The organism is Mesorhizobium sp. M1004, assembly GCF_040318795.1.
Lineage (GTDB): Bacteria > Pseudomonadota > Alphaproteobacteria > Rhizobiales > Rhizobiaceae > Mesorhizobium.
Map to the genome: position 1 here is coordinate 402,031 of NZ_JAMYNB010000004.1, position 25,982 is coordinate 428,012.

Annotated in this window: 25 protein-coding genes; 18 read left to right on the plus strand and 7 right to left on the minus strand. The window is 62.3% G+C overall.

Annotation, left to right across the window (positions count from 1 at the left end; translation table 11 throughout):
• Positions 1 to 11: 11 nt before the first annotated feature.
• Genes NKH54_RS11185 through NKH54_RS11200 form a run of 4 tightly spaced genes read left to right on the plus strand, consistent with a single transcriptional unit; the run spans position 12 to position 5,848 of the window.
• Positions 12 to 1,583, plus strand: a complete 1,572-nt coding sequence (locus tag NKH54_RS11185; protein ID WP_353028222.1) for a phytoene desaturase family protein — start codon at positions 12 to 14, stop codon at positions 1,581 to 1,583.
• Positions 1,583 to 2,065 carry a MarR family winged helix-turn-helix transcriptional regulator gene (locus tag NKH54_RS11190; RefSeq protein ID WP_023710066.1) on the plus strand — a complete coding sequence of 161 codons (483 nt, stop codon included), beginning with the start codon at positions 1,583 to 1,585 and terminating at the stop codon, positions 2,063 to 2,065. The genes NKH54_RS11185 and NKH54_RS11190 overlap by 1 nt, the downstream gene beginning before the upstream one ends.
• A 44-nt stretch (positions 2,066 to 2,109) precedes the next feature.
• On the plus strand, positions 2,110 to 4,263 hold the full coding sequence (locus NKH54_RS11195) for a thiamine pyrophosphate-dependent enzyme (RefSeq protein WP_023710067.1): 2,154 nt from the start codon (positions 2,110 to 2,112) through the stop codon (positions 4,261 to 4,263).
• Positions 4,256 to 5,848, plus strand: coding sequence for an indolepyruvate oxidoreductase subunit beta family protein (locus NKH54_RS11200; protein WP_023710068.1), 1,593 nt, complete (start codon positions 4,256 to 4,258; stop codon positions 5,846 to 5,848). Before NKH54_RS11195 ends, NKH54_RS11200 begins: the two co-directional genes overlap by 8 nt.
• A 132-nt stretch (positions 5,849 to 5,980) precedes the next feature.
• On the opposite strand, the gene NKH54_RS11205 is transcribed toward NKH54_RS11200, so the two are convergent.
• The gene (locus NKH54_RS11205; protein WP_023710069.1) at positions 5,981 to 6,877 is read right to left on the minus strand and encodes a LysR family transcriptional regulator; all 897 of its coding nucleotides are present in this window, start codon (positions 6,875 to 6,877) and stop codon (positions 5,981 to 5,983) included.
• 230 nt (positions 6,878 to 7,107) lie between these two features.
• Here NKH54_RS11205 and NKH54_RS11210 point away from each other — a divergent pair, with 230 nt between their 5' ends.
• The 4 genes from NKH54_RS11210 to NKH54_RS11225 all read left to right on the plus strand — a co-directional run bounded on the left by NKH54_RS11210 (position 7,108) and on the right by NKH54_RS11225 (position 10,043).
• Positions 7,108 to 7,842: an SDR family NAD(P)-dependent oxidoreductase gene (locus NKH54_RS11210; RefSeq protein WP_353028223.1), complete on the plus strand. Its 735-nt coding sequence runs from the start codon at positions 7,108 to 7,110 to the stop codon at positions 7,840 to 7,842.
• A 50-nt stretch (positions 7,843 to 7,892) separates the two neighbouring features.
• Positions 7,893 to 8,645, plus strand: coding sequence for an SDR family NAD(P)-dependent oxidoreductase (locus NKH54_RS11215; protein ID WP_023710071.1), 753 nt, complete (start codon positions 7,893 to 7,895; stop codon positions 8,643 to 8,645).
• Between the two features lie 32 nt (positions 8,646 to 8,677).
• Positions 8,678 to 9,277 carry an NADPH-dependent F420 reductase gene (locus NKH54_RS11220; RefSeq protein WP_023667785.1) on the plus strand — a complete coding sequence of 200 codons (600 nt, stop codon included), beginning with the start codon at positions 8,678 to 8,680 and terminating at the stop codon, positions 9,275 to 9,277.
• Between the two features lie 133 nt (positions 9,278 to 9,410).
• Entirely contained in the window at positions 9,411 to 10,043 is a 633-nt protein-coding gene (locus NKH54_RS11225) for a class I SAM-dependent methyltransferase (RefSeq protein ID WP_023710072.1), read from the plus strand.
• A gap of 269 nt (positions 10,044 to 10,312) precedes the next feature.
• Here the strand turns inward: NKH54_RS11225 and NKH54_RS11230 are convergent, their stop codons facing one another.
• A complete protein-coding gene (locus NKH54_RS11230) occupies positions 10,313 to 10,906 on the minus strand; it encodes a DJ-1/PfpI family protein (protein ID WP_023710073.1) in 594 nt (197 codons plus the stop codon).
• A gap of 161 nt (positions 10,907 to 11,067) precedes the next feature.
• Positions 11,068 to 11,766 carry a GntR family transcriptional regulator gene (locus NKH54_RS11235; RefSeq protein ID WP_023710074.1) on the minus strand — a complete coding sequence of 233 codons (699 nt, stop codon included), beginning with the start codon at positions 11,764 to 11,766 and terminating at the stop codon, positions 11,068 to 11,070.
• A gap of 172 nt (positions 11,767 to 11,938) precedes the next feature.
• On the opposite strand from NKH54_RS11235, the gene NKH54_RS11240 reads away from it, so the two are divergent.
• The 3 genes from NKH54_RS11240 (at position 11,939) to NKH54_RS11250 (ending at position 15,496) form a co-directional block, all read left to right on the plus strand.
• Positions 11,939 to 13,165 (plus strand): iron-containing alcohol dehydrogenase, encoded by a 1,227-nt coding sequence (locus NKH54_RS11240; RefSeq protein WP_023710075.1) that lies wholly within the window; start codon positions 11,939 to 11,941, stop codon positions 13,163 to 13,165.
• Between the two features lie 58 nt (positions 13,166 to 13,223).
• Positions 13,224 to 14,672, plus strand: a complete 1,449-nt coding sequence (locus tag NKH54_RS11245; protein ID WP_245263947.1) for an NAD-dependent succinate-semialdehyde dehydrogenase — start codon at positions 13,224 to 13,226, stop codon at positions 14,670 to 14,672.
• 110 nt (positions 14,673 to 14,782) lie between these two features.
• The gene (locus NKH54_RS11250; protein ID WP_245271875.1) at positions 14,783 to 15,496 is read left to right on the plus strand and encodes an alpha/beta hydrolase; all 714 of its coding nucleotides are present in this window, start codon (positions 14,783 to 14,785) and stop codon (positions 15,494 to 15,496) included.
• A 333-nt stretch (positions 15,497 to 15,829) separates the two neighbouring features.
• Here the strand turns inward: NKH54_RS11250 and NKH54_RS11255 are convergent, their stop codons facing one another.
• On the minus strand, positions 15,830 to 16,726 hold the full coding sequence (locus tag NKH54_RS11255; protein WP_352759012.1) for an NAD(P)/FAD-dependent oxidoreductase: 897 nt from the start codon (positions 16,724 to 16,726) through the stop codon (positions 15,830 to 15,832).
• 123 nt (positions 16,727 to 16,849) lie between these two features.
• Between NKH54_RS11255 and NKH54_RS11260 the strand changes: the two genes are divergently transcribed.
• From NKH54_RS11260 to NKH54_RS11270, 3 genes are all read left to right on the plus strand, one after another.
• Positions 16,850 to 17,479, plus strand: coding sequence for a TetR/AcrR family transcriptional regulator (locus NKH54_RS11260; protein WP_023682757.1), 630 nt, complete (start codon positions 16,850 to 16,852; stop codon positions 17,477 to 17,479).
• Positions 17,480 to 18,013: 534 nt separating this feature from the next.
• Complete coding sequence (locus NKH54_RS11265) at positions 18,014 to 19,189, plus strand: zinc-dependent alcohol dehydrogenase (RefSeq protein ID WP_023682758.1); 1,176 nt, start codon at positions 18,014 to 18,016, stop codon at positions 19,187 to 19,189.
• Positions 19,190 to 19,199: 10 nt separating this feature from the next.
• Entirely contained in the window at positions 19,200 to 19,748 is a 549-nt protein-coding gene (locus NKH54_RS11270) for a hypothetical protein (RefSeq protein WP_023667774.1), read from the plus strand.
• Positions 19,749 to 20,004: 256 nt separating this feature from the next.
• Here NKH54_RS11270 and NKH54_RS11275 read toward each other — a convergent pair whose 3' ends face one another.
• Positions 20,005 to 20,229: a hypothetical protein gene (locus tag NKH54_RS11275; protein WP_155922421.1), complete on the minus strand. Its 225-nt coding sequence runs from the start codon at positions 20,227 to 20,229 to the stop codon at positions 20,005 to 20,007.
• Positions 20,230 to 21,354: 1,125 nt separating this feature from the next.
• Here NKH54_RS11275 and NKH54_RS11280 point away from each other — a divergent pair.
• On the plus strand, positions 21,355 to 21,612 hold the full coding sequence (locus NKH54_RS11280; protein WP_245260390.1) for a hypothetical protein: 258 nt from the start codon (positions 21,355 to 21,357) through the stop codon (positions 21,610 to 21,612).
• 282 nt (positions 21,613 to 21,894) lie between these two features.
• Here NKH54_RS11280 and NKH54_RS11285 read toward each other — a convergent pair whose 3' ends face one another.
• Positions 21,895 to 22,362: a hypothetical protein gene (locus NKH54_RS11285; RefSeq protein WP_023667769.1), complete on the minus strand. Its 468-nt coding sequence runs from the start codon at positions 22,360 to 22,362 to the stop codon at positions 21,895 to 21,897.
• A 416-nt stretch (positions 22,363 to 22,778) separates the two neighbouring features.
• On the opposite strand from NKH54_RS11285, the gene NKH54_RS11290 reads away from it, so the two are divergent.
• Positions 22,779 to 23,378, plus strand: coding sequence for an EF-hand domain-containing protein (locus tag NKH54_RS11290; protein ID WP_023692304.1), 600 nt, complete (start codon positions 22,779 to 22,781; stop codon positions 23,376 to 23,378).
• 199 nt (positions 23,379 to 23,577) lie between these two features.
• Here NKH54_RS11290 and NKH54_RS11295 read toward each other — a convergent pair whose 3' ends face one another.
• Positions 23,578 to 23,742 carry a hypothetical protein gene (locus NKH54_RS11295; RefSeq protein ID WP_023667766.1) on the minus strand — a complete coding sequence of 55 codons (165 nt, stop codon included), beginning with the start codon at positions 23,740 to 23,742 and terminating at the stop codon, positions 23,578 to 23,580.
• A 1,010-nt stretch (positions 23,743 to 24,752) separates the two neighbouring features.
• Here NKH54_RS11295 and NKH54_RS11300 point away from each other — a divergent pair.
• Together NKH54_RS11300 and NKH54_RS11305 are read left to right on the plus strand one after the other, a co-directional pair.
• Positions 24,753 to 25,412 (plus strand): L,D-transpeptidase, encoded by a 660-nt coding sequence (locus NKH54_RS11300; protein WP_023682764.1) that lies wholly within the window; start codon positions 24,753 to 24,755, stop codon positions 25,410 to 25,412.
• Between the two features lie 10 nt (positions 25,413 to 25,422).
• Positions 25,423 to 25,935, plus strand: a complete 513-nt coding sequence (locus NKH54_RS11305; RefSeq protein WP_023732303.1) for an OmpA family protein — start codon at positions 25,423 to 25,425, stop codon at positions 25,933 to 25,935.
• Positions 25,936 to 25,982: the final 47 nt, after the last annotated feature.

Here is a 25,982-nt window from a genome sequence, read left to right on the forward strand (position 1 = left end):
AGCACGCCACGGTGAGCCAGCCGGATCACATCATCGTTGGCAGCGGCATCAACGCGCTGGTCTGCGCGGCGATGCTCGGCGGCAAGGGCGCGAAGGTGCTCATCCTCGAACGCAACAACCGCATCGGCGGTTGCATGCGTACCGAGGAGATCACCGCACCCGGCTTCATCCATGACGTGATGGCAACCACCTTCGTGCTGTTCATCACCTCGCCGGCCTTTGCGGCATTGGGCGGCGACCTCGCGCGGCATGGGTTGGAGTTCTGCCACACCGGCACGCCAACCGGCGTGCTGCGGCCGGACGGCAGTCATGCAGTGCTCACCACCAACCGCGCCGCCAATGTCGCGGCAATCAATGCGATTGCCGCCGACGATGGCGACCGGTATGCGGACGATGTCAGCGGCATCGAGCGCAATGCCGGCCTGTTGTTCGGCCTGCTCGGCGGCAGCCTGTGGTCCTATCCGACGGCGAAACTGCTGGCCGGCGATGCCTGGCGGCGCAGCCCACGCGGCCTTGCCACCTTTCTCGGCGAAGCACTGGTGCCGGCGCGCAGCTGGCTGGAAAGCACCTATCGGTCCGAGACAATCCGCGCGCTGTGGGCGCCCTGGGTGCTGCACGCCGGGCTCGGACCGGAAGACGCCTTCTCAGGGCAGATCGCCAAGGTCATTGCCTTCGCGCTGGAAGCGGCCGGGGCGCCGATCGTCAAGGGTGGAGCGAAGACCCTGCTCACCGCCTTCGAAGCTCTGATAAGGGAACGTGGTGGCGACATCCGTACCGCCGCCGATGTCGCCTCGATCGTCCAGAGCGGTGGCCGCGCGACCGGCGTACGGCTCGCCTCGGGCGAAACGATTACAGCAAACAAGAGCGTCATCTGTTCGGTCACGCCGACGCAGCTTTACCACCGGTTGCTCGGCAGCGAGGCTCCCAAGGCGGATGTCGAAGCGACACAGAAATATCGCTACGGCAAAGGCAATTTCCAGATTCACTATGCGCTGAACAAGCCGCCGGCATGGCGCGGTGATGGCCTGGACCAGGTGGCATTGTTGCACCTGACGCCGGGGCTCGATGGCGTCTCGAAAGCCTGCAACGAGGCGGCGCGCGGCATGCTGCCCGAAGTGCCGACCATCTGCGTCGGCCAGCCGCATGCGCTCGATCCGTCGCGCTGCCCGGAGGGCAAGGCGATCCTGTGGCTGCAACTGCCCGAGGCGCCCAGGCACATCAAGGGCGACGCCGCAGGCGCGCTGCATGCACCGGCTGGCGGCCGCTGGACCGACGCGCTGCGCGAGGCCTATGCCGACCGCGCGGAGGCGATCCTCGCCAGCCACATCGACGGCTTCAAGGATAGCGTCATTGCGCGCCGCGCCTATTCGCCGGCCGATCTCGAAGCGATGAACATCAACCTGGTCGGCGGCGACCCCTATGGCGGCTCGTCGACTATCGACCAGTCGTTCCTCTGGCGGCCGTTCAAGACCAGCCGCAACCATCAGACCGGCATCAAGAACCTCTACCATATCGGCGCCTCGACCCATCCAGGCGCGGGCCTCGGTGGCGGTTCCGGCTTTCTCCTGGCGGGGAGGCTGTGATGGAGCAGAAGGTTCTGGAAAAGCGCCAGCACATCTCGACCCTCGGCCAGATCGGCCTGCAGCAATTCGCGCCCTATCTGATGAACCGCATCATGGGGCGCTACAACGCAACCTTGCGCGACGATTTCCGCAAGCAGGGCCTAACCATTCCGCAGGTCCGCACGCTGGCTGTGCTGTCGGTCACCGACGGCGTCACCGTCAACGACCTCTCGGTCTACACCGTCATCGAGCAGTCGACCTTGAGCCGCACGCTCGACACGCTGGAAGGGCAAGGCTTCGTGCGGCGCGAGCAAGGCGTCACAGACAGCCGCATCCGCCATGTCTTCCTGACCGATGACGGCCGCGCCGAGTTCGCGCGCGCCTGGCCGGCAATGCATGACGCGTTCGAGGCGATGTTCGACGATGTCGACGACGCCGAATACGCGGCGCTGATCGCCACATTGCAGAAGATGCTGAAGAACATTCGCAAGCACGACATCTAGACGTTAGGCGCCGGCCGCACCGCCGGCAACGGAAGGTTGGAAAAATGGCCGAACGGTCTTTTGCCAAGGAAGTCGAAAAACTCAGGCTCGGCGCCGGCGAGGAATTTGCCGGCGAAGGCATTCTCGCCATCACCAAGGCGCTGCTGCAATGCGGCGTCGGCTATGTCGGCGGCTACCAGGGCGCGCCGATCAGCCATCTGATGGACGTGCTGGCCGACGCGCAGGACATTCTGGGCGAACTCGGCGTGCATTTCGAGGCGAGCGCCTCGGAAGCCACCGCCACCGCCATGCTGGCGGCCTCGGTGCATTACCCCATCCGTGGCGCGGCGACCTTCAAGTCGACTGTCGGCACCAATGTCGCTTCCGACGCGCTCGCCAATCTCGCCTCCGGCGGCGTCACCGGCGGCGCGCTGATCATCGTCGGCGAGGATTATGGCGAGGGCTCCTCGATCATGCAGGAGCGTAGCCATGCCTTCGCCATGAAAAGCCAGGTCTGGCTGCTCGACCCGCGCCCGAACCTGCCTTCGATCGTCAAGGCGGTGGAGGATGGTTTCGAGCTGTCCGAAGCGTCCAATACTCCGGTGATGCTGCAGGTGCGCATCCGCTGCTGCCACGTCCACGGCCACTTCATAGCCAAGGACAACAAGCGCCCGCCGATGACGGTGGCCGATGCGCTCGACGCGCCGCGCCGCGACACCGGCCGCATCGTGCTGCCACCCGCCTCCTTCCTGCACGAGAAGGAGAAGGTGCAAAAACGCTGGCCGGCGGCTGTCGATTTCATCGCGAGGAACAAGATCAACGAATTCTTCGGCTCGGATTACGGTTCGGTCGGCATCGTCATGCAGGGCGGCATGTACAATTCGGTCATCCGCGCCTTGCAGCGTCTCGGCCTTGCCGACACCTACGGCGAGACGGATGTGCCGCTCTATGTGCTCAACGCCGTCTATCCCCTGATAGACGATGAGTTCCTGTCTTTCTCCGAAGGCAAGCAGGCGGTGCTCGTGGTCGAGGAGGGCCAGCCCAACTACATCGAGCAAGCCTTTGCCGCCATGCTGCACAAGGCCGGGCGCGGTACCAGGCTGGTCGGCAAGGAGTATCTGCCGATGGCCGGCGAATACACCGGCCAGGTCATGCTCGACGGCATCGGCGCCTTCCTGCGCGCCGAGGCCTCGCATCTCTTGCCGGGCGAGGTGCGCGCGCCCAACAAGGTCGGCGACGGCGTCGACACCGCCGACCTGATCAATGTCGTGCCGGGCCGTCCGCCGGGCTTCTGCATCGGTTGCCCGGAGCGGCCGATCTTTGCCGCGACAAAGCTGGTCGAGCAGGAACTCGGCAAGCACCACATCGCCTCCGACATCGGCTGCCATTTGTTCTCGATCATGCCGCCCTTCGAGCTTGGCGCCACCACCATGGGTTACGGGCTCGGGCCGGCCTCGGCTTCAGCCTTCAATTCGCCCGACGCCAAACGGAGGTCGATCTCCTTCGTCGGCGATGGCGGCTTCTGGCACAACGGCCTGACCTCCTCGATCGGCAACGCGGTGTTCAACAAGAATGACGGCGTCATCGTCATCGTCGACAATTTTTACTCCGCCGCCACCGGTGGGCAGGACATATTGTCGTCGCGTGCGGGCAACAAGACCAAGTCGACCAAGCATCCGATCACCGAAGCGGTGAAGGGCATGGGCGTCAAATGGCTGCGCCACATCGACCGCACCTACGATGTCGGCAAGATGCAGGACACGCTGCGCGAGGCGCTGACGACGGAGGAAAAGGGACCAAAGGTCATCGTCGCCTCTTCCGAATGCATGCTCAACCGCCAGCGTCGCGAAAAGCCGCTGGTCGACAAGGCGATCAAGGGAGGGACCCGTGTCGTCAAGCCGAAATTCGGCGTCGACGAGGACATCTGCACCGGCGACCACGCCTGCATGCGGCTGTCCGGCTGCCCGTCGCTGTCGGTGAAATCGCTCGACGATCCCTTGCGTGACGATCCGGTGGCATCGATCGACCAGAGCTGCGTCGGCTGCGGCAATTGCGGGGAGGTGGCGGACGCCGCCGTGCTGTGCCCATCCTTCTACCGCGCCGATGTCGTGCACAATCCGGGCCGCTGGGACCGTTTCCTGGAAAGCGCTCGCCGCGCCGTGATCGGCCTGATGCAGCGCCGCCGCGAGAGCCGTAGGTTGACGTTCGCCGATGCTTGACCAGGCTTCGCCCTTGCGCCCGAAATCCGGTGCCGCCGATACCGAGCCGGTGATCAAACTCGCTTTGCTCGCGGTCGGTGGCCAGGGCGGCGGTGTGCTCGCCGACTGGATCACCGATGTCGCCGAGCGCAATGGTTACGTCGCGCAATCGACCTCCGTCGCCGGCGTCGCCCAGCGCACCGGCGCTACGATCTATTACGTCGAGATGGCCCGCGACACCGGCCGGCTGCCGGTCTTTGCCCTGTCGCCTTCGCAGGGCGACGTCGACATATTGATCGCCGCCGAGCTGATGGAAGCCGGCCGCGCCATCATCAGGGGCTTCGTCACGCCCGATCGCACCACGCTCATTGCTTCTTCGCATCGCATTGCGGCGGTGTCGGAAAAGATCGAGCCGGGTGACGGCCGGGCCTCGTCTTCCAAGGTACACGCGACGGCGGAAGCTGCATCGAAACGCTTCATCGCCTTCGACATGGAAAAGATCGCCGCCGACAATGGCTCGATGATTTCCGCCAGCCTGCTTGGCGCGCTGGCCGGCTCCGACGCATTGCCGTTCACGCGTGAAAGCTATGAGCAAGCGATCGGCGCCGGCGGCCGAGGCGCGAAAGCCAGCCTCGCTGCCTTCGCCGTAGCCTACGACCGCGCGCGCGGTACGACGGTCCCCGCGCCAGAGCCGGCAGAACCGGCCCCGGTCGAACCCGCTCCGGGTGCAGGGCGCGTGAGCGGTCCGCAGAACCTGCTGCAGGGTTGGCAGGCGCTGGCCGCCCGCATCGACCTGATGCCCGCGGCGGTGCGCGACATGGCGCTTCGAGGCCTGAGAAAGGTCGTCGACTACCAGGACATCGCCTATGGCCGCGACTATCTCGACCGGTTGGACAAGGCCGTTGCGCTCGATGATCCCGGCCATGCCCATGCATTGTCCATCGTTGCCGCCAAGCATCTGGCCAACGCGCTGTGCTACGACGACATGATCCGCGTCGCCGATCTCAAGACACGTTCGACGCGTGACCGGCGGGTGCGCAAGGAGGTGGGCGTCAAGAACGGCTCCATCCTGCAGGTGACCGAGTATTTCCATCCGCGCATCGAGGAGTTCTGCGGCACTTTGCCGGCGGGGTTGGGCAGCTACATCGAGAACCGACCGAAACTTGCAGGCTTTCTCGACCGGCGCATCAATCATGGCCGGCGCATCCGCACCGACAGCTTTGCCGGCTTTGCGGTCCTCTGGTTCATCGGCGGCCTGCGCCGCTGGCGGCGGCGCCTGTTGCGCCACAAGGTCGAGACGGCGCATCTGGAGCGCTGGTATGCGCTGGCGCTCAGCCACGCGCCTCAGGACTACGCGCTCGCCGTCGAAATCTTGAACTGCCGCCGGCTGATCAAGGGCTACAGCGACACCCACCTCCGCGCCCAGTCCAAATTCGATCGCGTGCTGTCGGCGCTCGATCTGGTCAAGGGCCGCGATGACGCTGCCGACTGGATCAGGCGGTTGCGCGAAGCTGCGCTGAAAGACGAGAAAGGCGACATGCTCGATGGCGCGCTGAAGACAGTGGCATCGTTATCTGATCATGGTGTGGGAAGAGGTCGAGCTTAGGCTGGTACCTCTACGCTACTGCCGCCGTTTCCTACTCCCACTGGATTCGCGGATTGAACACGCCGCTTCAGGCGATCGCAGCTCGGCTTCCACCCGGATTGCGGGAAGCGTTGCCGGCGGACCTGCCGGGCGTCAGTCGCGCGATATGGACAGCCCCGAGAGAAGCGGAGCGTACGTGGCGAGCCTGCGGGATACGAACTCGGTGAAGAGCCGCACCCGCTTCGTCTTGCGTGTCTCGCCTTGCGTGAGAAGCCACAGTGTCCCATGCATGGGCACGTCGATCCCCGGCACCCTCACCAGCAGGGGGTCGGCATCTCCGACGAAGCACGGCAGTTTCGTTATCCCAATCCCCTGGTGCGCCGCGATGATCTGCGTCTCGGCGTCAGGTGTCCTGAACGGTACTCCCGTGACGTGAACTTCTCCCTCGCGCGCCCAGTCCGGAATTCCATGATTGTCTATGCCTATCCACCGGATGGGATCAGGCGTGCCCGCACGCCACGCGGCTAGCCGATCGCGAGACATGTAGACGCCGCTGAACAGCTCCGGTCCCTCCAGGCCGTGAAGATTGAGCGGCAGGGTCTTGCGGTCGGCGACAATGCGGATCGCCACGTCGGCCTCTCGGTTGGTCAGATTTGCCAGCTCACCGGACGACAAGATTTCCATCTCGATGTCGCGATGCAAACGCGCGAAGTCGGCGAGATCCGGCATGAGCAGGTGTGTGGCGAGGAACGGTGGAAGCGTCACCCGCAAAAGCCCGCGCGCGCTCTGGTCACGACCGAAGACTCGCGTCTCCAGCTGGTGCGACGACGCTTCCATCTGGGTCGCGAGATCGAGGACCTCTTCGCCCGCAGCCGTCAAGCGGTAGCCGGAAGGCAGCTTTTCGAACATCTGCGCCCCGAGGCGTTCCTCGAACTGAGCGATGCGTCGCAGCACGGTCGAGTGGTTCACACCGAGGTGCGCGGCGGCAGCACGCACCGAGCCGCCGCGCGCGGCGGCAAGAAAGTAGCGGACGTCATCCCAGTCGATCATGGTGCATTCCTGCGCAGCGCAGTGCGGCTTGCAAAAGCCCATACTAACACGATCAGCCGTAAGTTCGTGCGGTCATCGTGGCGTTCAATCATCTAGCTGGATCGTTTTCGCACCAGCGATGTGCGCGATTGCGCACTCACCGCCCGACTTCGGCGAACCCATCTTGAGGCTCTCGCGGGACTTTCCCGTACAGCCAAAGACACGAGACGGCGAAACGAAGGATGCATGAAATGAACAGACTGAATGGAAAGACCGCTGTGATAACCGGCGGCGCTACGGGCATCGGCCGCGCCGCAGCCAAGCGCTTTATCGAGGAGGGCGCCTTCGTCTTCATCTTCGGCCGCCGGCAGGAAGCGCTCGACGCTGCCGTGGCCGACCTTGGGCCTAGTGCCCGCGTGGTTAAGGGCTCGGTCTCGGATGAGGCCGACCTCGACCGACTCTACGCTGCGGTGAAGGCCGAGCGCGGAAGCCTCGATATCGTCTTCGCCAATGCCGGGGCGGGAAGTCCGCTTCCGCTCGGGCAGATCACCGCCAGGCACATTGACGAAACCTTCGACACCAATGTGAAGGGTACGATCTTCACGGTCCAGAAGGCGCTGCCGCTGATGAGCCAGGGCGGTTCGATCATCCTGACCGGGTCGAGCGCCGGCACCACGGGCGCTCCGGGGTTCACTGCCTATAGCGCGAGCAAGGCGGCAGTGCGCAACCTGGCGCGGACCTGGGCGGAGGACCTGAAGGGCACCGGCATCCGGGTAAACGTGTTGTCGCCCGGGGCGACGGCGACCGAACTCGCGAAGGAGGCGTTGGGCGAGGAAGGCCAGAAGGCCTACGGCGCGATGACTCCGCTCCAGCGCATGGCCAATCCGGCGGAGATCGGGGCCGTGGCCGCCTTCCTCGCGTCGCCGGACAGCAGCTTCATGACCGCCAGCGAAGTCGCCGTCGACGGCGGCCTGGCTCAACTCTGACCCCCAGCGCGGTCCGTACCTGGGCCGCGCGCAACGAAAGACAAAGAATTATGAAAAAACTCGAAGGCAAGATCGCAGTCATCACGGGCGGAAGCAGCGGGATCGGATTGGCCACAGCCAAGCGCTTCGTAGAAGAAGGAGCGCACGTCGTGATTACCGGGCGAAGAGAGAAGGAGTTGAAGGAGGCCGCAGCCTTCATCATGAAAAACGTTACGACGGTCGTGGGTGACGTGTCGCTCCTGGAAGATCTGGATCGCCTCTATGCCGTCGTGAAGGTGAAACATGGTCATATCGACATTCTCTTCGCCAACGCCGGCGCGGGGACGATCGCACCGCTCGCCGTCGCTACCGAGGCACATTTTGATCAGACCTTCGATGTGAACGTGAAGGGTCTGTTCTTTACGGTGCAGAAGGCCCTTCCCCTGTTCAAAGACGGCGGTTCGATCATCCTGAATTCTTCAGTGTCGAACGTGTTGGGGCTTCCAGGGTTTAGTACCTACGCCGCGAGCAAGGCGGCTGTACGCAACTTCGCGCGCGCTTGGACACTGGAATTCAAAGACCGCAAAATCCGCGTCAATGCAATGAGTCCGGGACCAATCGAGGCGCCGGCCTTGGAGACAATGACTGGCCTTACCCCTGAGCAAGCCGAGCAAGCGGCCGCCCAGTTTGCGTCACAGATCCCAATGGGTCGCAGGGGCAAACCAGAGGAAATCGCGGCTGCCGTAACGTTCCTCGCCTCCGATGAAAGTTCTTTCGTCACCGGCGTGGATCTCGCCGTCGACGGAGGCATGGCGCAAGTCTGACCCCGGCATTAGCACCAGATCGGAGAAGTACTATGAACTATGCAATCGTAGGATTCGGCAATATCGGACAAGCCCTTGCCAAGGCGTTTGCCCGAAACGGCATCGAAGTTTCCGTTACAACCACACGCGACCCGGAAAGCTTTGCCGCCGATGCGGCCGCGATCGGACCCACGATCATCCCCAAAAAACTGGCGGAAGCCATCAAGGCGGACATCATCTTTTTGGCTGTCCGCTTCGAGGCGCACCCGAATGTCGCGAAGGCGCTCCCTACCTGGCAGGGGAAGACGATCATCGATGTGACCAATGCCTATGGCGTGCCCCCGGAGGAACTGGGAGGACAACCTTCTTCCAAGTTCATCGCGCAGGCCTTCTCTGGCGCAAAACTGGTCAAGGGCTTCAACCATCTGGTCGCCCCGGTGCTTGATCAGGATCCGGCCGTACATGGTGGCCGGAGGGTCGTGTTCCTGGCAAGCGACGATGACGCTGCCGCAACACGGATTGGGGAGCTTGCGGAAAATCTCGGTTTCGCGCCGATCAACCTTGGCGGGGTGTCGGAAGGTGGCCTGCTGGTCCAGGCGCGCGGAAACAGATGGGGCCATCTGATCTTCAAGGACTTGGTCAAATTCGACTGACGAGCGCGACGTCCTCGGCAAAGAGACGACGCACGCGATCGGAACTCGGATCGGATCAAGCTCGATCCGATCCGAGCAAATGGAGAAATCACTATGAGCACCGAGAAGAATATCCACTCCTAAGGAGATTTCGATGTACGACCAATCCAAGGTGTCCGAATTAATCCGGTTCGCACGAATCGAGGCGGGCTCCACCGTGATCGACGTTTACCCTGGCGACGGAGACTGGACGCGCCTCTTCTCCGACATCGTCGGATCAGAGGGGCGGGTCTACAGCTTCGTGCCGGCCGAAGTCGCCCACTTCAAGAACGATCCGGTCGGCCTCATGCGAACGCTCGCGAAGGAGCCGAGCCGAGAGAACGTCGAAGCCACCTCGGCGGATCTCGTCGCGATGCCGGAGATTACGCAGCCAGCCGATGTCCTATGGCTGCACCTGTTCTACCACGATCTTCACACCGCCTTGATCCAGAAGAAGGGTGCGACGGCGGCCGACTTCAATCGAGCTGTCTACAAGCGGCTGAAACCCGGTGGGTCCTACGTTATCGTCGACCACGCCGCCGCCACTGGGTCGGGCACGAGCGACACCCGGTCGCTGCATCGGATCGACCCTGCATTCGTCCGCGAGGAGGTGGAGGCGGCCGGCTTCGTACTGGACGCGGAAAGCACCGTGCTGGTGAATAAGGATGACCCGCACTCGATCAAGGTGTTCGATCCCGCGATCAAGGGCGAGACCGATCGCTTCGCGTTTCGGTTCGTGAAGCCCTGACAGCTCCCGGGCGCCGACTTCATGTCAACCTCCCATTGAGTCCATCAACTCGGGTTCGGACCCGTCAAGCTGGGAAAGGTCAACGAGGATGGCGCGCTGTGCACGCACGCGATGCGACAGCGCCTTAAAGGCGTCCGAGGTGATGATGGCACAAGGTTCTGGAGCACACCTGCCGCAGGTTCCTGATCTGAACTTGATGAAATGACGGAAGTCGCCGCGCCGTTGAGGGAGCCGGCGCATCCCCTCAGGGATGCGCCGGGACAAACGGTTCAAGAATGGTGGATTTCCGTTCCCAGCACCTTCAGGCATTCACGGATGAACGCCGCAAGCGCGGTCCAGCCTTTGGCTGAAACCATGGTCCCATCGACATAGGCGTCGGTGGGAGACAAATCGATATAAATGCCGCCGGCAAGCGTCACCTCCGGCTCGCAAGCGGCGAGCGCCGCCACCTTCTTGCCGCGCACGACGCCGTCGACCGCGATCAGAATCTGGACGCCATGGCAGATCGTGAAGATCGGCTTTTTCGCCTCGTGGAAATGGCGCACCATTGCCTGTATCCGCCTGTCGGTGCGGATGTATTCGGGGCCACGACCGCCGGCGCAATAGACAGCGTCGTACTGGCTCAGCTGCTTCTCGGCGTCGGCGAAGGTCTTGTTGATCAGCGCGTTATGGCCGGGCTTTTCGGTGTAGGTCTGATCGCCCTCGAAATCGTGCAGCGATGTCTTGATCATGTCTCCGGCGCTTTTGTCGGGGCACACGACATGAACGGTGTGTCCCACCGCTTCCATCGCCTGCTGATAGACGAAGATTTCATACTCCTCGGTGAAATCACCGGTCAGCATCAGGATTTTTTTGGCTGGCATGTCTTTTCCTCTCGGCTTGTTTCAGGGGCGAGGTGCACTGCGCGCCTCGCTTCCCGGGATCGAAATCGGCTCAGAACGGGGAATAGAATTCGTAGGCGGCAGGCTGGGCGGACAGCGGCGCGCCGCGCTTGAGGGTGCCTCTGACAAGCAACATCACCAGGCTACTCGAACGCAGGCAGGAGCCTGTCCCGCGAATTTTCGATGTGCGCACGCATGGCTTTTTCGGCGGCGTCCGGATCGCCCGCGGCAAAGGCAGCGAGAATAGCCTCGTGCTCGTCGAGCGCCTCTTCGGTCACCCTGGAGTGATACATCAGCCGGAAGATATGGAAGTGGGTATGCTGGTGATTCAGTGTCTCGCGAATGAGTTCGTTTTGGGCGAACTCGACGATCTTGTCGTGGAAGATGGCATCCTGACGGGCGAAGTTCGAATAGCGCAGGCGTTCGTCTTTCCCCACCCGCCGAGCCATGACGCCGGCCGCCTCCTGCAGCGCGGCAAGGCGCTCGCCGTCCATTGTTGCGGTGGCTTTGGCCGCGGCGGCAGGTTCAAGCAATAGACGCAGCTCGTAAAGCTCGTCGAAGCGCCGGCGGGTGATTTGTGGGGCGGCGCGATAGCCGATCAGGTGGGTTTTCAGAACCAGCCCTTCCCCCTCCAGCCTGCCAAGCGCTTCACGAATGGGGGTATGCGAGACGTTGAATTCCTTGACGAGATTGTCGACGGTGATGCGCGATCCCGGAGCAATCCTCAAAGACATGAGCTGCGCGAATATTGCTTCGTAAACGTCGCCAGCCAAACTGTTGGCGCGCTGAATACGACGGGTCGCACGGGCTTCATTGTCAACCGTCAGGTCCGTGTTCTGCATCGTTTGCCTCTTGACAGAACCACCCACTAACATGATGCTTCGCGAAACTCAATCCTATATCCTATACGATTTTATGGGGATATCGCATGATCATGACCTGCAGCGCCGAGGTCGGCCTCTGGCACGAAGCCAAGCCTGTCGGCTTCCAATCCGTCTTCGCAGGATCTTGTGCATGAGCTTGTTTGCAGCGGCGCGCCTGCCGAGCGAGATTCTGTTTGGCAAAGGCCAGCGCCATGTCCTGCCTGCCATTGCCACCAAATATGGGCGGCGTGCGTTCGTCTGTACCGATGAGCGCTTCGCGGCGACGTCGCAGTTCGCCGAGATTCTGGCTGGCTTGCACAACGCGGCGATCGAGGCGCTGGTCTTCGACCGAACGCTGCCGGATGTGCCGCGCGACAGCGTCGCCACCTGCATTGCGCAGGCGAAGGGTTTCAAGCCCGACATGGTGATCGGAATCGGGGGCGGCAGCTGCCTCGACATGGCCAAATGCGCTGCACTTCTGCTCAGCCATGGCGGCAAGCTCGAGGACTACTATGGCGAGTTCAAGGTACCCGGCCCTACCCTTCCGGTAATCGCAGTGCCGACGACGGCTGGAACAGGCTCCGAGGTGACCCCCGTCGCCGTGATCTCCGACCCAGATCGGACGCTGAAAGTGGGTATCGCCAGTCCGCATCTCATCGCGGCAGTGGCGCTTTGCGATCCGGATCTGACGGTGACCTGTCCACCGTCCTTGACGGCGATCGCCGGCGCCGACGCGCTGACGCACGCAATCGAGGCCTTCACAGCGGCCAAACGCGGCGCGGACCCTCATTTGCCGCAACAGCACGTGTTCATCGGCAAGAGCGCTCTGACCGACCATTTCGCGCTTTTGGCCATCAGGCTGCTCGGCCGCAGTCTGGAAAAGGCATATCGCGACGGATCGGACGAGGATGCGCGCGCCGACGTCATGATGGGAGCGCTGGCCGCCGGTTGCGCCTTCGGTACGGCGGGAACGGCCGCCGCCCATGCGGTGCAGTATCCCGTTGGCGCGCTTACCCACACCCCGCATGGCCTGGGAGTGGCCACCATGCTGCCCTATGTGATGACCTACAATCTGGCCGCAGCAGCCGCGGAGATTGCGGAAGTCGGCACTGCTCTTGGCCTTTCCCTTCAGGGCGGCGGCGCCGATGCCTTGGCGCACGCCACCATCCGGGAGGTGAGCCGGCTGTTTGGCGCCATCGGCATCACCCCGACATTGGCCGAACTGGGTCTTCCCGAAGACAAGATCGACTGGACGGCCGAGCAGGCGCTCGGCATCGACCGATTGATCAAGAACAATCCGCGTCCGTTCGACCGCACCGCGATGCGACGGCTGGTCAGGGCTGCCTATGACGGCGACATGTCCGCCACCATGATGTGATCGACCAGGAGTTCATCCAATGAACATTGCCGCAGGCATATCCGACGAGGATCAAGATATGTTCGACTACGCCACGGTCTCGCACGGTCTCTACATTGGCGGACGCTGGCGGCCCTCATCGGAGGGCCGCGTGATCGAAGTGGTCGATCCCTCGACTGAAGCCGTGATCGCTGCGGTTCCCGATGCAACGCTCACTGATGCCGCCGCCGCCGTCGACGCTGCCGCGAAGGCGGCGGCCGGCTGGCGCGAGACCCCGCCACGCAGGCGATCGGAAATCCTGCGGCGCTGCTTCGAACTGATGACCGAACGGATGGAGACGTTGGCTGCGCTGATCTCGCTGGAGAACGGCAAGGCGCTGCGCGATGCGCGCGGTGAAGTCGCCTACGCCGCTGAGTTTTTCCGCTGGAACGCCGAGGAGGCGGTCCGCATCAGCGGCGAGTTCGGCCTTGCACCCTCGGGCGCGAACCGGATCATTGTCGACTACCAGCCCATCGGCATTTGCGTGCTCATCACGCCATGGAATTTCCCAGCCGCCATGGCGACACGTAAAATCGCTCCGGCGCTGGCGGCCGGCTGTACGGTGGTCCTGAAGCCCGCCAGCGAGACACCGCTGACGGCCTATGCGCTTGCGGCGCTCTACGAGGAAGCCGGCGTGCCGCCCGGCGTCGTCAACGTCCTGACGACCTCGACCCCCGGACCGGTGACGGCGGCCATGCTGGCCGATCCGCGCGTGCGAAAGCTGTCCTTCACCGGCTCGACCGGCGTCGGCCGCGTGCTGCTGGCCGAAGCCGCAAAGCACGTCATTTCCTGTTCCATGGAGCTTGGCGGCAACGCACCCTTCATCGTCTTCGACGACGCCGACCTGGAAGCAGCCCTCGACGGTGCGATGGTTGCCAAGATGCGCAACGCCGGCGAAGCCTGCACGGCCGCCAACCGGCTTTACGTCCAGGCCGGCATCCATGATGCTTTCGCGGAAGGCTTGACCAAACGCATGGCGGCACTCAACCTGGGCCCGGGCACAGACTCAGACACAGAATGCGGGCCGATGATCACCAGGAAGGCTGTGCACAAGATCGACCGGCTTGTGCAGGACGCCGTTGCCCGCGGCGCCAAAATCCTGTGTGGCGGCGGCGTATCTGAAGGCAGAGGCTTTTTCTATCCGCCAACGGTGCTCAAGGACGTGCCGGCCGACGTTGCCATGGCTCACGAGGAGATCTTCGGTCCCGTGGCGCCGATCAGTCGCTTCGAAAGCGAGGCGGATGTCATCTCCAAAGCCAATGACACCGAATACGGTCTCGCTGCCTACATCTATACGCGCGACCTGGGCCGGGGGATGCGCGTGGCATCGAAGATCGAGTCCGGCATGATCGCGCTCAACCGCGGCCTGATGTCGGATCCGGCGGCGCCTTTCGGAGGTGTCAAGCAGAGCGGGCTAGGCCGCGAAGGCGGTCAGAAGCACGGCGTTGCCGAGTTCATGGAGGCCAAGTACATCGCCGTGACCCTGTGAGCGGACATCACGCCAAAGATCCGTTTCGCATTCGCGATCATGTGGTCGAGTTCGATGACATCGTCGCCGAGATCGTTCGCAGAAGCGAGGAGACCAGGGCGAATGTTCCCATGGTCGCCGATGTCGCCTACGGGGCTGACGCCACCGAAACCGTGGATCTGTTCTTTCCCGAGGGCAAACGGGACCGCCTGCCGGTGCACATGTTCATCCACGGGGGCTATTGGCGCATGTTCTCCAAGCGCGACTATTCCTACGTCGCCGAGACCGTTACGAACGCAGGTGCGATCGCGGTCATTGTCGACTACGCGCTGATGCCGACCGTCAGGATGGCCAGGATCGTCGACCAGGTGCGCCGCGCCAAGCGATGGGTATTTGACAATGTCGCACACCATGGCGGCAATCCCGGCCTGCTGACCGTTAGCGGTCATTCCGCCGGTGCGCATCTGGCAACAATGCTTTTCGACGGTGACGAGCGGCCTTCCGGCATCAAAGCTGCGCTGCTGCTTGGCGGCCTTTACGACCTGAAGCCATTGCAGATGTCGTTCCTTGCCGCGGAGATCGCGATCACCGACGAGGAGGCCCGCCGATTCTCGCCGATCGACCACAGTTTCGATCCATCCGTGGGCGTAGATATCTCGGTCGGCGCCGATGAAACGCCGCCGTTCCACAGCCAGGCCGCACTCTTCACGGACCACCTTGACACACAGGGACTGACTGTTTCGCGCACCACCCTTGGCGGGGCCAATCACATGAGCAGCGTCCGTGACCTTGGCTTGGCTGGTACCGAGGCCGCGTCACTGCTGGCCCGCGTCGTGGCCGCCTGAGAGTTCCGCCAGAAGCGCTGCTGGGCGCGACCGTTCTTCGCAGTAGCGTCGCAGCATCGAGGTGCCGACCGCGGTGGCGAATCTTCCGCCACCGGTCCCCATACCGTAAGCCCGCCGGCGATGTCGACGTCGACGTGGTTCATGCTTTCCAGCGTGATTGAGCTTGATAACCGATGTCGGCGATCGCCGTCATGCAGGCAGCCCAGTTGAGTTCTCAAGGCTGGCCGGCCAAAGACGCCCCTCGGGGGAGAGCGGGCCGACGTTCCGTAACACCGGCCCGCAACCTTCAGAATACGATAGCCCGCGGCACCCCGGAGAAGGGAATCTGCGCTCTCACACCAGCATCGACTGCTGGGCGAAGATGCCCGCCATCGCGCCGTGCGATATTGCCAGGGTGACCGATGGCGGCGTGAGGGGGTTGGCGAGGTCGCCCGCGGCGTAGATGCCGGGCATGCTGGTTTCGCGGCGCTCGTCGACCTTGAGGATTACGCCGAGGGGCGTATCGACCGTGGCGAGGCCCAGTGATTCGTGCAGGCTTGCGGACGGCTTGTTGCGCGGATGCGCGAACAGGATGTCGACCGCGACATTGGGGCCGGTATCGAGCTTGACGGTGGCGTTATGCCCCCCGTGATGGGCGATCTCGCTGATCCGGCCGTCGACGACAGGTATGTTGCGGCGCGCCAGACCGGCCCAGATATCGGGCGGAATGTCGTGACCATCAGCGAAGACCGTCAACCTGTCGGTCCAATCGTGGAACAGCCTGACCTGATTCATCGACTGTGGGCCGGACCAGACGAGGCCCCAATGCTGGCCGGCGACTTCAAAGCCGTCGCAATAGGGGCAGGGCACGATGGACGTGCCCCAACCTTCGGCAAAGCCCGGAACATCAGGCATCTGGTCGGCGACGCCATAGCTCAGGATCAGGCGGCGCGCGCCGAGGCTTCCGCCATCGCCAGTGAGGACGGAGAAATCGTCGATGGCCCCGGAGAGGCTGTCGGCCCGGGCATTGACCAGCTTGATCGTGGGATAGCGCGCCAGCTGCCGCCGCGCCTCGGCCAGGATGTCCAGCGGTGGCTTGTGATCGTGGCCGAGCAGGCCATGCGAGTGGCCGGCGAAGCGGTTGCGCGGCAGGCCGGTATCGAGAACGGTGACCTTACGGCGGGCACGGCCGAGTTGCAGGGCACCGGCGAGACCGGCAAAGCTGCCGCCGATGATGATGACGTCATCCATGATGGGCTCCGTGTTGTGGATGAGGGGCTGGTTGGACCAAACCTACCCATCGGCTTGCGCATTTCAGAAACTACATGGTATCGTAATCCAAGAATTAGGATACTGTCAAGGACTGGAATTGTCGTGACCGAAAATAGCCAGGGCCGGCGCGGCCGACCCGCCAACGAGGCGCTTGGCCAAACGATACTCGACGCTGCGTCCGAACTCTTTGTGGAATTGGGTTTTCAAGCGACCACATTGGACAAGGTCGCCCAGCGGGCGAAGATATCTAAACTCAGCATCTATCGGCACTTCGAGAACAAGGAGGCGCTGTTCAGCGCGGCCATCGCGTCCGGCTGCCATCAGTTGTTTGCACCACAGGCCCTTCTTGAAGGCGTCGGCGGTTCGGTCGAGGATCAGCTCATGGCGGTGGGATCATCCCTACTTCGCACGCTGTTGAGATCAGATGTCCGCAATGTCGAAGCCATGGTCATGGCCGACCAGACGAATCCAAAGTCCTTAAGCAAGCTCCATTACGAAGCCGGCCCCGCCAATGTCATCGCCCAAATCGAGGCCCTGTTGCGTCAGTTGCACGCGAAGGCGGTTCTGAACGTGCCCGATCCTCTCCGGTCCGCCCGCTTGTTTGCCGCGCTTTTCAAAGGATCCGATCTCCTGATTATCGCACGCTTCGATGACGCGAGAGCAGCGGACGACAACGAAATCGAATCCTATTGCCGGTCGGCCGTCGCCATGTTCATCGCTGCGCACGGCTAGCAGTCCGCCCTGCCCGCTAATCATTGTATTTCTGCGAAATACTCCGCTAGAGCCGCCGTCGCGATGGCGCCCATCCACCTCATGTCGATCGCGTCGGTCGGGCTGCGCGCCCGCCGGTGAGCGGCATCTCCTACCTGCTCCGGTCACAGCGCTGACCCTTGAGCGCCTCGGCCGACCTGTGAGGGCGAGGAAGAGAATGCCGGTTATGGCCGCGAGAATCGAGCAGATGAGGTGTCGATCGCCGCGAAGGGACACCTGCGGACGGACCTTCTTTGGTACACTTGAGTACGTCCATTCGTGGCTCGGGCTCCGGCGGTTCGTGCCCCGACGCGCCCGCGAAGGCCGCTGGTGCCCGCGACAGATCCTTCCAAGGTGCGGGTCTGGAATGGCCCAAAAATTCTCTCGAGCTCCCGGAACATCGGTCCGCCCCTGTGGTTCGACAAGCAGCGGCACAGTCGATCCAACCAGGCATCGGCCCGCTTAGGACAGGCGCGAGGTCCCTACCCACAGATCTTGCGAAAATAGGAGCAAGCTATGCGAGCGTTGGTCTGGCACGGCAAGGAAGACATACGCTGCGATCAGGTTTCGGATCCGGAAATTGAGGATGAACGTGACGCGATCATCAAGGTGACGAGTTGTGCCATATGCGGCTCCGACCTTCACCTCTACCACAACTATGTGCCAGCCATGCTGCCCGGCGACATCATGGGCCACGAGATGATGGGAGAGGTCGTCGAGGTCGGCAAGGGCGTCAACGGCGCTCTGAAGGAGGGAGACCGCATCGTCGTGCCGTTCACCATAATCTGCGGTGAGTGCGACCAGTGCAAGCGACAGAACTTTTCGGTTTGCGAACGCACAAACCGCAAGAAGAATCTCGGTGACAAGGTGTTCGGGCACACCACCGCGGGTCTGTTCGGCTACACTCATTTGACCGGCGGCTATCCCGGGGGACAGGCGGAATACATGCGTGTGCCGTTTGCCGATGCCACGCACGTAAAGGTGCCTGACAGCCTTACCGACGAGCAGGTTCTCTTCCTCGGCGATATTTTTCCTACCGGCTGGCAGGCGGCGGCACAGTGCGACATTGAGCCTACCGATACGGTTGCGGTGTGGGGCTGCGGCCCAGTCGGGCAGATGGCCATACGCAGCGCCCTGCTGCTCGGCGCGAAACAGGTGGTGGCGATCGATTGCCTGCCGGAACGGCTTTCCATGGCCGCGGCCGGCGGCGCCATCGCCATCAATTTCGCCGAGGAAAGTGTCGTCGAACGACTGCGGGAACTCACCGGCGGAAAGGGCCCGGAGAAGTGCATCGATTGCGTCGGCATGGAAAGCCACGTCTCGCTGGCCCAGCCCGATACCGTGTACGATCGCGCAAAGCAGTTGATGCTGATGGAAAATGATCGACCGCACGTTTTGCGTGAGATGATCTATGTCTGCCGGCCGGCCGGCGTGATCTCGATCCCCGGCGTCTACAGCGGGCTGGTCGACAAGATTCCGATGGGACAGGCAATGAACAAGGGGCTCACCTTCCGAATGGGGCAGACCCATGTCAACCGTTGGACCGAGGATCTGTTGCGCCGCATCGAAGATGGCCAGATCGACCCATCCTTCGTCATCACCCATACCGTGGGGCTCGAGCAGGGACCCGAGATGTACAAGGTGTTTCGCGACAAGCAGGACAGCTGCATCAAGGTTGTATTGAAACCGTAGGGAAATCGTCATGAACGTGATTGCCAAACTTACCAACATCACCCGATCGCCTGGCGATCCCAAAGTGCTGAAGACTGGGCAGAGTGCGGTCGGGGCATCCGATGGCCTTGCCCGCAAGCTCGGCTGGTTCAGCATCGCGCTTGGCGTCGCCGAGCTGGTTGGCGCCGAGCGGATTGCCGGCGCGCTCGGCATGCGCGGCAAGGAAGATCTGATCCGCGCTTATGGGGCGCGGGAAATAAGCAGCGGCATACTCTCGCTTTCAGTGGACAAGCAAGCCGGGCTGTGGAGCCGGGTGGCCGGCGACGGCCTGGATATCGCGACATTGCTGACAGCGTATCGGCCTGGCAACCCAAAGCGCGATAATGTAGGCCTTGCGCTTGCCATGGTCGCCGGCATCACATTGCTCGACATCATCGCTGCGAAAAGCGTGACCGCGCGCCACTCTCGGAGCGGGACCAAGCCACGCGACTACAGCGATCGAAGCGGCTTTCCCGGAGGCACTGCCGCAGCCCGCGACCGTGCCCGCTCGCAGCGCAGCCAGGAGGCCGGCGCAGCCTGATAGAGATTGCCGAACCCCTGGCGCCATGCGACCTGGACAGGTGGCATCTCGTCAGGCCCTAACGCCAGAGGTGGTAGCTCTCGGCGAGCCGAGTTTGCTGGAACAGAGTGGACCGTCGCGCGGCCGTTCTCGCCGTCTCCTGGGTCACCGCCGCGCATGGGTTGTGTGGCCGGTGCGTTAAAGGCACGAAGCAAGCAGCGATCTGACCGGCGTCGAGCCTTCCATGTCTCTTGCCTTGGCAAGGTTCCGGCGATCCTCAGGCCGAGCCGCGTTCGGGAAGCTCGGTCTCTTCCGCCACCCCTTTCCGCAGGTCTCGGCGCAAGCGTTCCGCTTCGTCGGAATTATTATCGTCGTCTGTCCGCTCGAGTTCGCGATCGATTGTCTCGCGCGACCCCTCTGCCGGATCCTGTTGCGGAGATGTGTTCGGGCCGGTTTCGATCTTGCCGTCGCCGGGAACGGTGCGGTCGCGAGACTTCGTCATCTTCAGCTTCCCTTTCATCTGTCATCTGCCTCGGCATCTCCGATGGCATGAATTTTGGCCGCTTCCTGCCGAACCGGATCGTCGACGCTTTGTTCCGGGAAAGCCCCCGCAGGTTCGTGCTGGTCGGCCCGGGGCATTGGTCGATGCCCATGCCGGGAAGCATCCTATGCCAACGAGGTCGGCGGCAGCCTCATCGATGTCGTTATCAACATGTGGGCTGTTTCGGCCCGGACACGCGAGCACGCCAGGCTCGCGGCGAGTTTTCGAACCGAAGCAGATGCGCAACGTAACAACTGGATGTATACGGAAAAGGCTGCCTCATCCACATCGCGCTTCGGGAGGGCCGGCGGCATGCTCGCCTGGGCGGTCCGGCAGCTGGTAGCGAACTGGTCATAGGCCTTTGCAAAGCCGCGTCGATGAAGCGGGTGCGGTAGCGCTGGTCGGTGTAGCGTCGAGGCATCTGTCAATCGGAGACAAGCGCGACCACTTTTGGGACTTCACTGTTTTTTTCCACCGGGACTCGACATCTCACTATCATAGTTGATTGTGGCTGCCGGTGACCCTGCGTAATGGATAGCCATTCCAACTCTCCAACAGGAAAACGGTATGTTGTATCCGGGTCGGTTTTTGGGGCCAAGCGAGATTGAGATGCTCGCCCAGGTTTGTCACACGGTCTGCAAAGAGCGCGCCCTACCTCTTGCTTCGCAGAACGGAGAGCGCATAGCTGCGCATATACTCAGGCTGTTTATGAACGGCTTGATTGAGCAGAATGAACTGCTCGATGCCGAGAGGAACTGGGCTCTTCGGCTTGACCGTTCGGTCCAGCAGACGATGTCACCTACGCGCACATGAGAGGCCGCGGGACCCAGTTTGGTTCTTACAGCCGAACACCCGCCGCTATCTGAGATATGTTGCGGGGTTTTCTTCGCCGCGGAGTGATCCGACACAGTGCGGAAATCATGGCAATCCTGTTCGCAGTGATTCTATTGATACGCGTAATCGCAGTCGCATTCTTGGTCGTCGGAAAGCCGCCAGGGCCAGTTGGGAACAAACCTGACGTTTAAGCGTTTGTAGAGCCCTTCCACCGGGCAACTCACCGAAATGCTTCTTGCCGTGCATGATGCGATGTCGACGGCCGTTTTGGCGGGCAGGAGCGCCAATGCGGAAATAGTAGGCGTGGTCGACCTCACCAACAAAGCTGAGGTCGACATCGGCATCACCAGCTTGGGAAGAGCCATCCAGTTCGTGGCCAACGCCTCGGTGCTTGGATACGACATTCGCGGCGCCATGGTCTTCTATGGCGCGCCCGGTACCCCGAGCCTAAGGGCGAGAGAGTGCGAGCGCTTGTGGGCGCAGTTTGGCGGCGCGCTTCTACAGCCGTAGCTCTATCAGGACGTTCGCCCCGCCCGTTCTTGGTATGAACGCGTACGGAACTGAGGCGCTACCCAGCCGCAGCGGGAATGGCTCAGTGGTAGCTCTAGCTGGCGACCGCACTAAGCAGCTTTTCGGTGATGGGCTTTGAGCGGCTGAGCCAGCGTGAGAACGTTCGGCTGCATATCTGCCGGTGCCTGCTTTCATGTGACTGGGCGAGGCTATTGGGGAGCCGGGTTGACCACTGGCCCTTAGCCGAGGGAAGCACAGTACGGCAACCTCGCTCTTTGCTGGCTAACATCCTTCCGCTCTCAGGGACCGGACCATGCGCACAACAACAGGGTCATACGGTTTCTTTTCGGATTTCCGATAATTCATTGTGAAAAGCGCGGCACGCTGGTTGCAGACCATAATTGCACGGACGTAGCGAATCTCGCCATTCTTGACCCCGGAGTAGCTGGCCCATTTCGGGGCTAGGCGCCGATAGGTCAGTCGCCAACCGGCCTTTTCGTCCTCGATCATGCGATGTTCGATCTCGGCGCGAAAACTTGCTTTGCCCAGTCGCGCGCCCCAAACGACCAGAAACGCGTCTCTTGGGCCCTGAAAAGCCGCGCCCTGCTCCGAATTCTGGGTCAGGACGAAATTCGGAGGAATATCGAAACTAAAGCCAAGCTGTCGGACGCCGAAGGGCTGCCACGCCTCGGCCTGAAGCAACGTGGTCCAAAAGAGAAAAACTGTAAGTCCCAGCAGGAGGCGTCGCATTGCTCTGATTTAGCGCTGGCTAACATCGTGTCCAGACGGACAGAGGTCCGTGACATAAAAAATATGCATCATGGCCGCGCAGCATATGGACGCGGGATTCGCGATTGACCCGTGCGGTCGAAACGGCTTCCGTTCCACGAAAGGAGAGGACGCAGAGGGAGTTGGTGCGTCGGTATGATCGACTGGCAGAAAATTGGCGAGGCCGAATGTCCAACGTTCATTGCCCGCAAAAATGGGTGCCGGCTTCCTCTTGTGCCTAGGGAAGAAGAGCCGAAATTATTCCCTGACGAAGACCCTGATCTACCTCGGACGGGGGGCATGCCCCTGTAACTTCGCCGTGACCTGATCCCGTTCGGGGAACAATCAGATCGAGCTCCAGTTTGGCCTTCCAAGCGAAGGCACTGATGGAGCATGCCATGAGATTTCCGCACAGCACGACGGCCGCGGCCGCCGTTTTCGTAGTCCTGACCTCCCCCGCGCTCGCCCAGACAAGCGGAACACCATCCCCCTCCACACCTGCACCCGCTCCGGCGACCGAACCGCCGGCCGCCGGACAGTTGCCGGATGCGACCGGACAAGCGGATGCACCAACACGCGAAATGATCCGCCAGATGGTTGAGCAAGCAGTCCGGGAGAGAATGCAGCAGGATCGCGGTTCCGAAGAGGGTTTCCGCGAGGAAGATAGTCGCAGCTATCAAGGCGATCGCAACGAGGATGCTGACCGCCACGATGAAGATGGCGACCGTTGGCAGAACCACGGTGACCGCGATCGTGGACACAGAATGGCTGGACGCTGGCATCATCAGATGATGCGCGGTGCCGGCATGCGACTGATGTTCGGGCTGTTGGACACCGATGGCGACGGATCGGTGTCCGAGGACGAGGTTCAACGCGCGGTGGGCAGGATGTTCAGTAGCATTGACGAGAATGGTGATGGCAAGATCGATGCGGACGAGATCCAGTCCTTCATGCATGGCTCCAGCATGCATGGCACTGATAGCGAGGACACGCCGTAGCTGTCTTCAAAGGGAATGCCCTCCCTCGGACAAAGCGGGCGCGTGGCGGCCGATCCCGAAGCGGTGTCTCTTGGCTGTTAGCCGCCCGGCCAGCACCCTTTAGGCTTGAGCTATTCCCGCAGTCCCGCGAGACGCCAGCCGTGACAAAAAAGGCTTCGCATTGCTGATCGAGGAACGATCGAAGCCGACCAACGCAAGGTCACTCGGGCGCTCGGTCTTCCAGCAGAACGAAGGATGCGGCGATCAAGTCGTCGCCATTGATACGTCCTTGGCTGTCCTCCAACATAGTTGCAACCTTGTGGAAGGCCATCATTTCACCCGCGTCAATCTGCGCTTCACGCATCTTGGCTGTGAGATCAGCCACGCGATTTCCTAACGAATGTGATTTTGCAGTCTCGCAATTCGACATGATTAGTCATCCTTTGCCTTGGGGTTTCACGCTGCCGAACGCAATGCTTCAGCGGATGTTCCGAATTTGGCATCAGTCTTATGGGATAGGACTTACGTCTGATTGCGGTTGGAAGAAGCCCGAACGGCGGAACACGCAGCCGGACGCCGAATTGGAAACCCACCGTCGATCGAAGTCCCTTGTCGCCGGTTGAGATCCCGCCATCTTCACTGTCGAGAGGGTGGCGGGATCGCCTTCCGAGGAGCGAGCGCATATGAGGTAATAGATATTTGGCAGATGTACTCACGGCCATCCTGCTCGCTTCTTTTGTCTGCGCATGTTCATTCTTTTCGGGAAACCCCATCTCTCCAACAACACGCAACAACCGCGTTGCTACCCACGATTGATGCGATGACAACTGCATCAACAAAGCAAAGCCTCTTCGCCTAAGGTGCGATTGCCGCGGGCTTTTTTGACTTGAAGGTCGTCCAACGCGCCCGGTGGTCAGGCCATGGCGTTCAGCGGGAGCCAGGTGACTCATCGCGAAAATCCCGCAGCGAGGCATGTCGCAAGTCCTCCTCGCCGCGTACGGATACTGGAATCCGCCTGGCTCGTTGTGACAGGCACGCGAAGATGAGTGTCGGCGCATGGACGCGGAAAAAACCCGCCAGCGTGAGCCAGCGGGCCTTGTGATGGGATGGCCCGCGCGTGCGGTCAAGGCTGCGCGGGCCGACCATGATGAATGAGGGGACATCTTGGTCACCGGCACGACCGATGAAGAACGAGCCGGGTGTGACAGAACACCCTTGGAGCGAGGATGTTCCCGTCCGCACAAAAAAGCTCGCCGGCGTGAGCCGGCGGGCAGTCGCTATTTTGCCGTCAAGCGGACAGACCGCTTGCGGCCCACCCACTGCAGCATTTTTCCACTTTGAGCCGAAATCATTCTCAACTATGGTTCGCCAGGCTTAAGGCATGGGGGATTGCCGATGGTTTTATCACGCAGGGGTGTCGTGCTCGGCGGTCTGGCGCTGGTCGCGGTCGGTGGAACCAGCAATATTGTTCAAGCCGCGGGGGCAAAATCCTTTTTCGCCGGTACCGCCAGCGATAACGATTTCGTCTATCGCAAGACCAACTTCGCCAAGATTGACAAGAGATGGCATCGCCAGATCGTCAAGTATTTCAGCAGCGAGCCGGTCGGCACCGTCGTGGTCGATACCCGCCACCACTTCCTCTACCTCATCATGGAAAACAAGACTGCCATCCGCTACGGCGTCGGCGTCGGCAAGGAAGGCTTCAAATGGTACGGCCGCGCGACGATCGATCGCCGCGCGCTGTGGCCGCAATGGGTCCCGCCCCCCGAAATGCGCGAGCGCAAGCCGGACCTGCCGCCCATGATCGCGGGCGGCGCGTCCAACAATCCGCTCGGGCCGCGAGCGCTCTATCTGTACCGCGACGGCGCCGACATCGGCTACCGCCTGCATGGCACGCTGGAGCCATGGAGCATCGGCACCGACGCTTCCAGCGGCTGCATCCGCATGTTCCCCGAAGATATCATCGACCTCTACCAGCGGTGCCCGATCGGCACCGCAGTGGAGGTCCTGCCGCACATCGCCGACCAGGCGCCCGCTTCCACCACTGTCGAATGATTGGCGCATCATGAACCGCATGATTGAAAACACGCGCCGGCTGCTCGCCGCCGGCCTGCTGGTTCTGGCCGCATCCTGCTCGACCAGCAACACGCTGGCCCCGTCGACGCCTGACGTCACCAACGCCGAGATTGCCGGCTTCCAGAACGTGCAGCCGGGCAGCGAGGAGGATTTTATCCTCAATGTCGGCCGCCGCACCTACTTCACGAAAGGTTCGGCCGCGCTCGATTCTGTCGCCAAGGCCACCCTCGACACCCAGATCGCCTGGTTGACAAAGCATCCGCGCTGGCTGCTCAAGCTGCAGGGTTTCGCCGACGATCCCGGCGCAAGCGAAACGGCGCTGTCACAGCAGCGCGCCGATGCGGTGATGGACTACCTCGCCGCCGGCGGCATAGACCGGAACCGCATGTGGGCCAAGGGCTACGGCAAGGACAGGCTGGTCCGCGACTGCCCCGACTCCGCCTGTAGGTCGCAGAACCGCCGCGTTGTGTCTAATTTGCGCGATGAGAGGGACGAGTCGTAGAGGCTGCTGTTTTGCTGGTCGCCAAATCAGTCTCACAACGCGACGGC

What these genes read in the sequence shown, in the direction of transcription:
- NKH54_RS11195 (WP_023710067.1), top strand. Translation starts at nt 2,110, where the DNA reads ATGGCCGAACGGTCTTTTGCCAAGGAAGTCGAAAAACTCAGGCTCGGC.
- NKH54_RS11190 (WP_023710066.1), top strand. Translation starts at nt 1,583, where the DNA reads ATGGAGCAGAAGGTTCTGGAAAAGCGCCAGCACATCTCGACCCTCGGC.
- NKH54_RS11255 (WP_352759012.1), bottom strand. Translation starts at nt 16,726, where the DNA reads ATGGATGACGTCATCATCATCGGCGGCAGCTTTGCCGGTCTCGCCGGT.
- NKH54_RS11305 (WP_023732303.1), top strand. Translation starts at nt 25,423, where the DNA reads ATGAACCGCATGATTGAAAACACGCGCCGGCTGCTCGCCGCCGGCCTG.
- NKH54_RS11290 (WP_023692304.1), top strand. Translation starts at nt 22,779, where the DNA reads ATGAGATTTCCGCACAGCACGACGGCCGCGGCCGCCGTTTTCGTAGTC.
- NKH54_RS11235 (WP_023710074.1), bottom strand. Translation starts at nt 11,766, where the DNA reads ATGCAGAACACGGACCTGACGGTTGACAATGAAGCCCGTGCGACCCGT.
- NKH54_RS11300 (WP_023682764.1), top strand. Translation starts at nt 24,753, where the DNA reads ATGGTTTTATCACGCAGGGGTGTCGTGCTCGGCGGTCTGGCGCTGGTC.
- NKH54_RS11265 (WP_023682758.1), top strand. Translation starts at nt 18,014, where the DNA reads ATGCGAGCGTTGGTCTGGCACGGCAAGGAAGACATACGCTGCGATCAG.
- NKH54_RS11280 (WP_245260390.1), top strand. Translation starts at nt 21,355, where the DNA reads ATGTCGACGGCCGTTTTGGCGGGCAGGAGCGCCAATGCGGAAATAGTA.
- NKH54_RS11210 (WP_353028223.1), top strand. Translation starts at nt 7,108, where the DNA reads ATGAACAGACTGAATGGAAAGACCGCTGTGATAACCGGCGGCGCTACG.
- NKH54_RS11230 (WP_023710073.1), bottom strand. Translation starts at nt 10,906, where the DNA reads ATGCCAGCCAAAAAAATCCTGATGCTGACCGGTGATTTCACCGAGGAG.
- NKH54_RS11270 (WP_023667774.1), top strand. Translation starts at nt 19,200, where the DNA reads ATGAACGTGATTGCCAAACTTACCAACATCACCCGATCGCCTGGCGAT.
- NKH54_RS11240 (WP_023710075.1), top strand. Translation starts at nt 11,939, where the DNA reads ATGAGCTTGTTTGCAGCGGCGCGCCTGCCGAGCGAGATTCTGTTTGGC.
- NKH54_RS11225 (WP_023710072.1), top strand. Translation starts at nt 9,411, where the DNA reads ATGTACGACCAATCCAAGGTGTCCGAATTAATCCGGTTCGCACGAATC.
- NKH54_RS11205 (WP_023710069.1), bottom strand. Translation starts at nt 6,877, where the DNA reads ATGATCGACTGGGATGACGTCCGCTACTTTCTTGCCGCCGCGCGCGGC.
- NKH54_RS11275 (WP_155922421.1), bottom strand. Translation starts at nt 20,229, where the DNA reads ATGACGAAGTCTCGCGACCGCACCGTTCCCGGCGACGGCAAGATCGAA.
- NKH54_RS11245 (WP_245263947.1), top strand. Translation starts at nt 13,224, where the DNA reads ATGTTCGACTACGCCACGGTCTCGCACGGTCTCTACATTGGCGGACGC.
- NKH54_RS11215 (WP_023710071.1), top strand. Translation starts at nt 7,893, where the DNA reads ATGAAAAAACTCGAAGGCAAGATCGCAGTCATCACGGGCGGAAGCAGC.
- NKH54_RS11220 (WP_023667785.1), top strand. Translation starts at nt 8,678, where the DNA reads ATGAACTATGCAATCGTAGGATTCGGCAATATCGGACAAGCCCTTGCC.
- NKH54_RS11285 (WP_023667769.1), bottom strand. Translation starts at nt 22,362, where the DNA reads ATGCGACGCCTCCTGCTGGGACTTACAGTTTTTCTCTTTTGGACCACG.
- NKH54_RS11250 (WP_245271875.1), top strand. Translation starts at nt 14,783, where the DNA reads ATGGTCGCCGATGTCGCCTACGGGGCTGACGCCACCGAAACCGTGGAT.
- NKH54_RS11200 (WP_023710068.1), top strand. Translation starts at nt 4,256, where the DNA reads ATGCTTGACCAGGCTTCGCCCTTGCGCCCGAAATCCGGTGCCGCCGAT.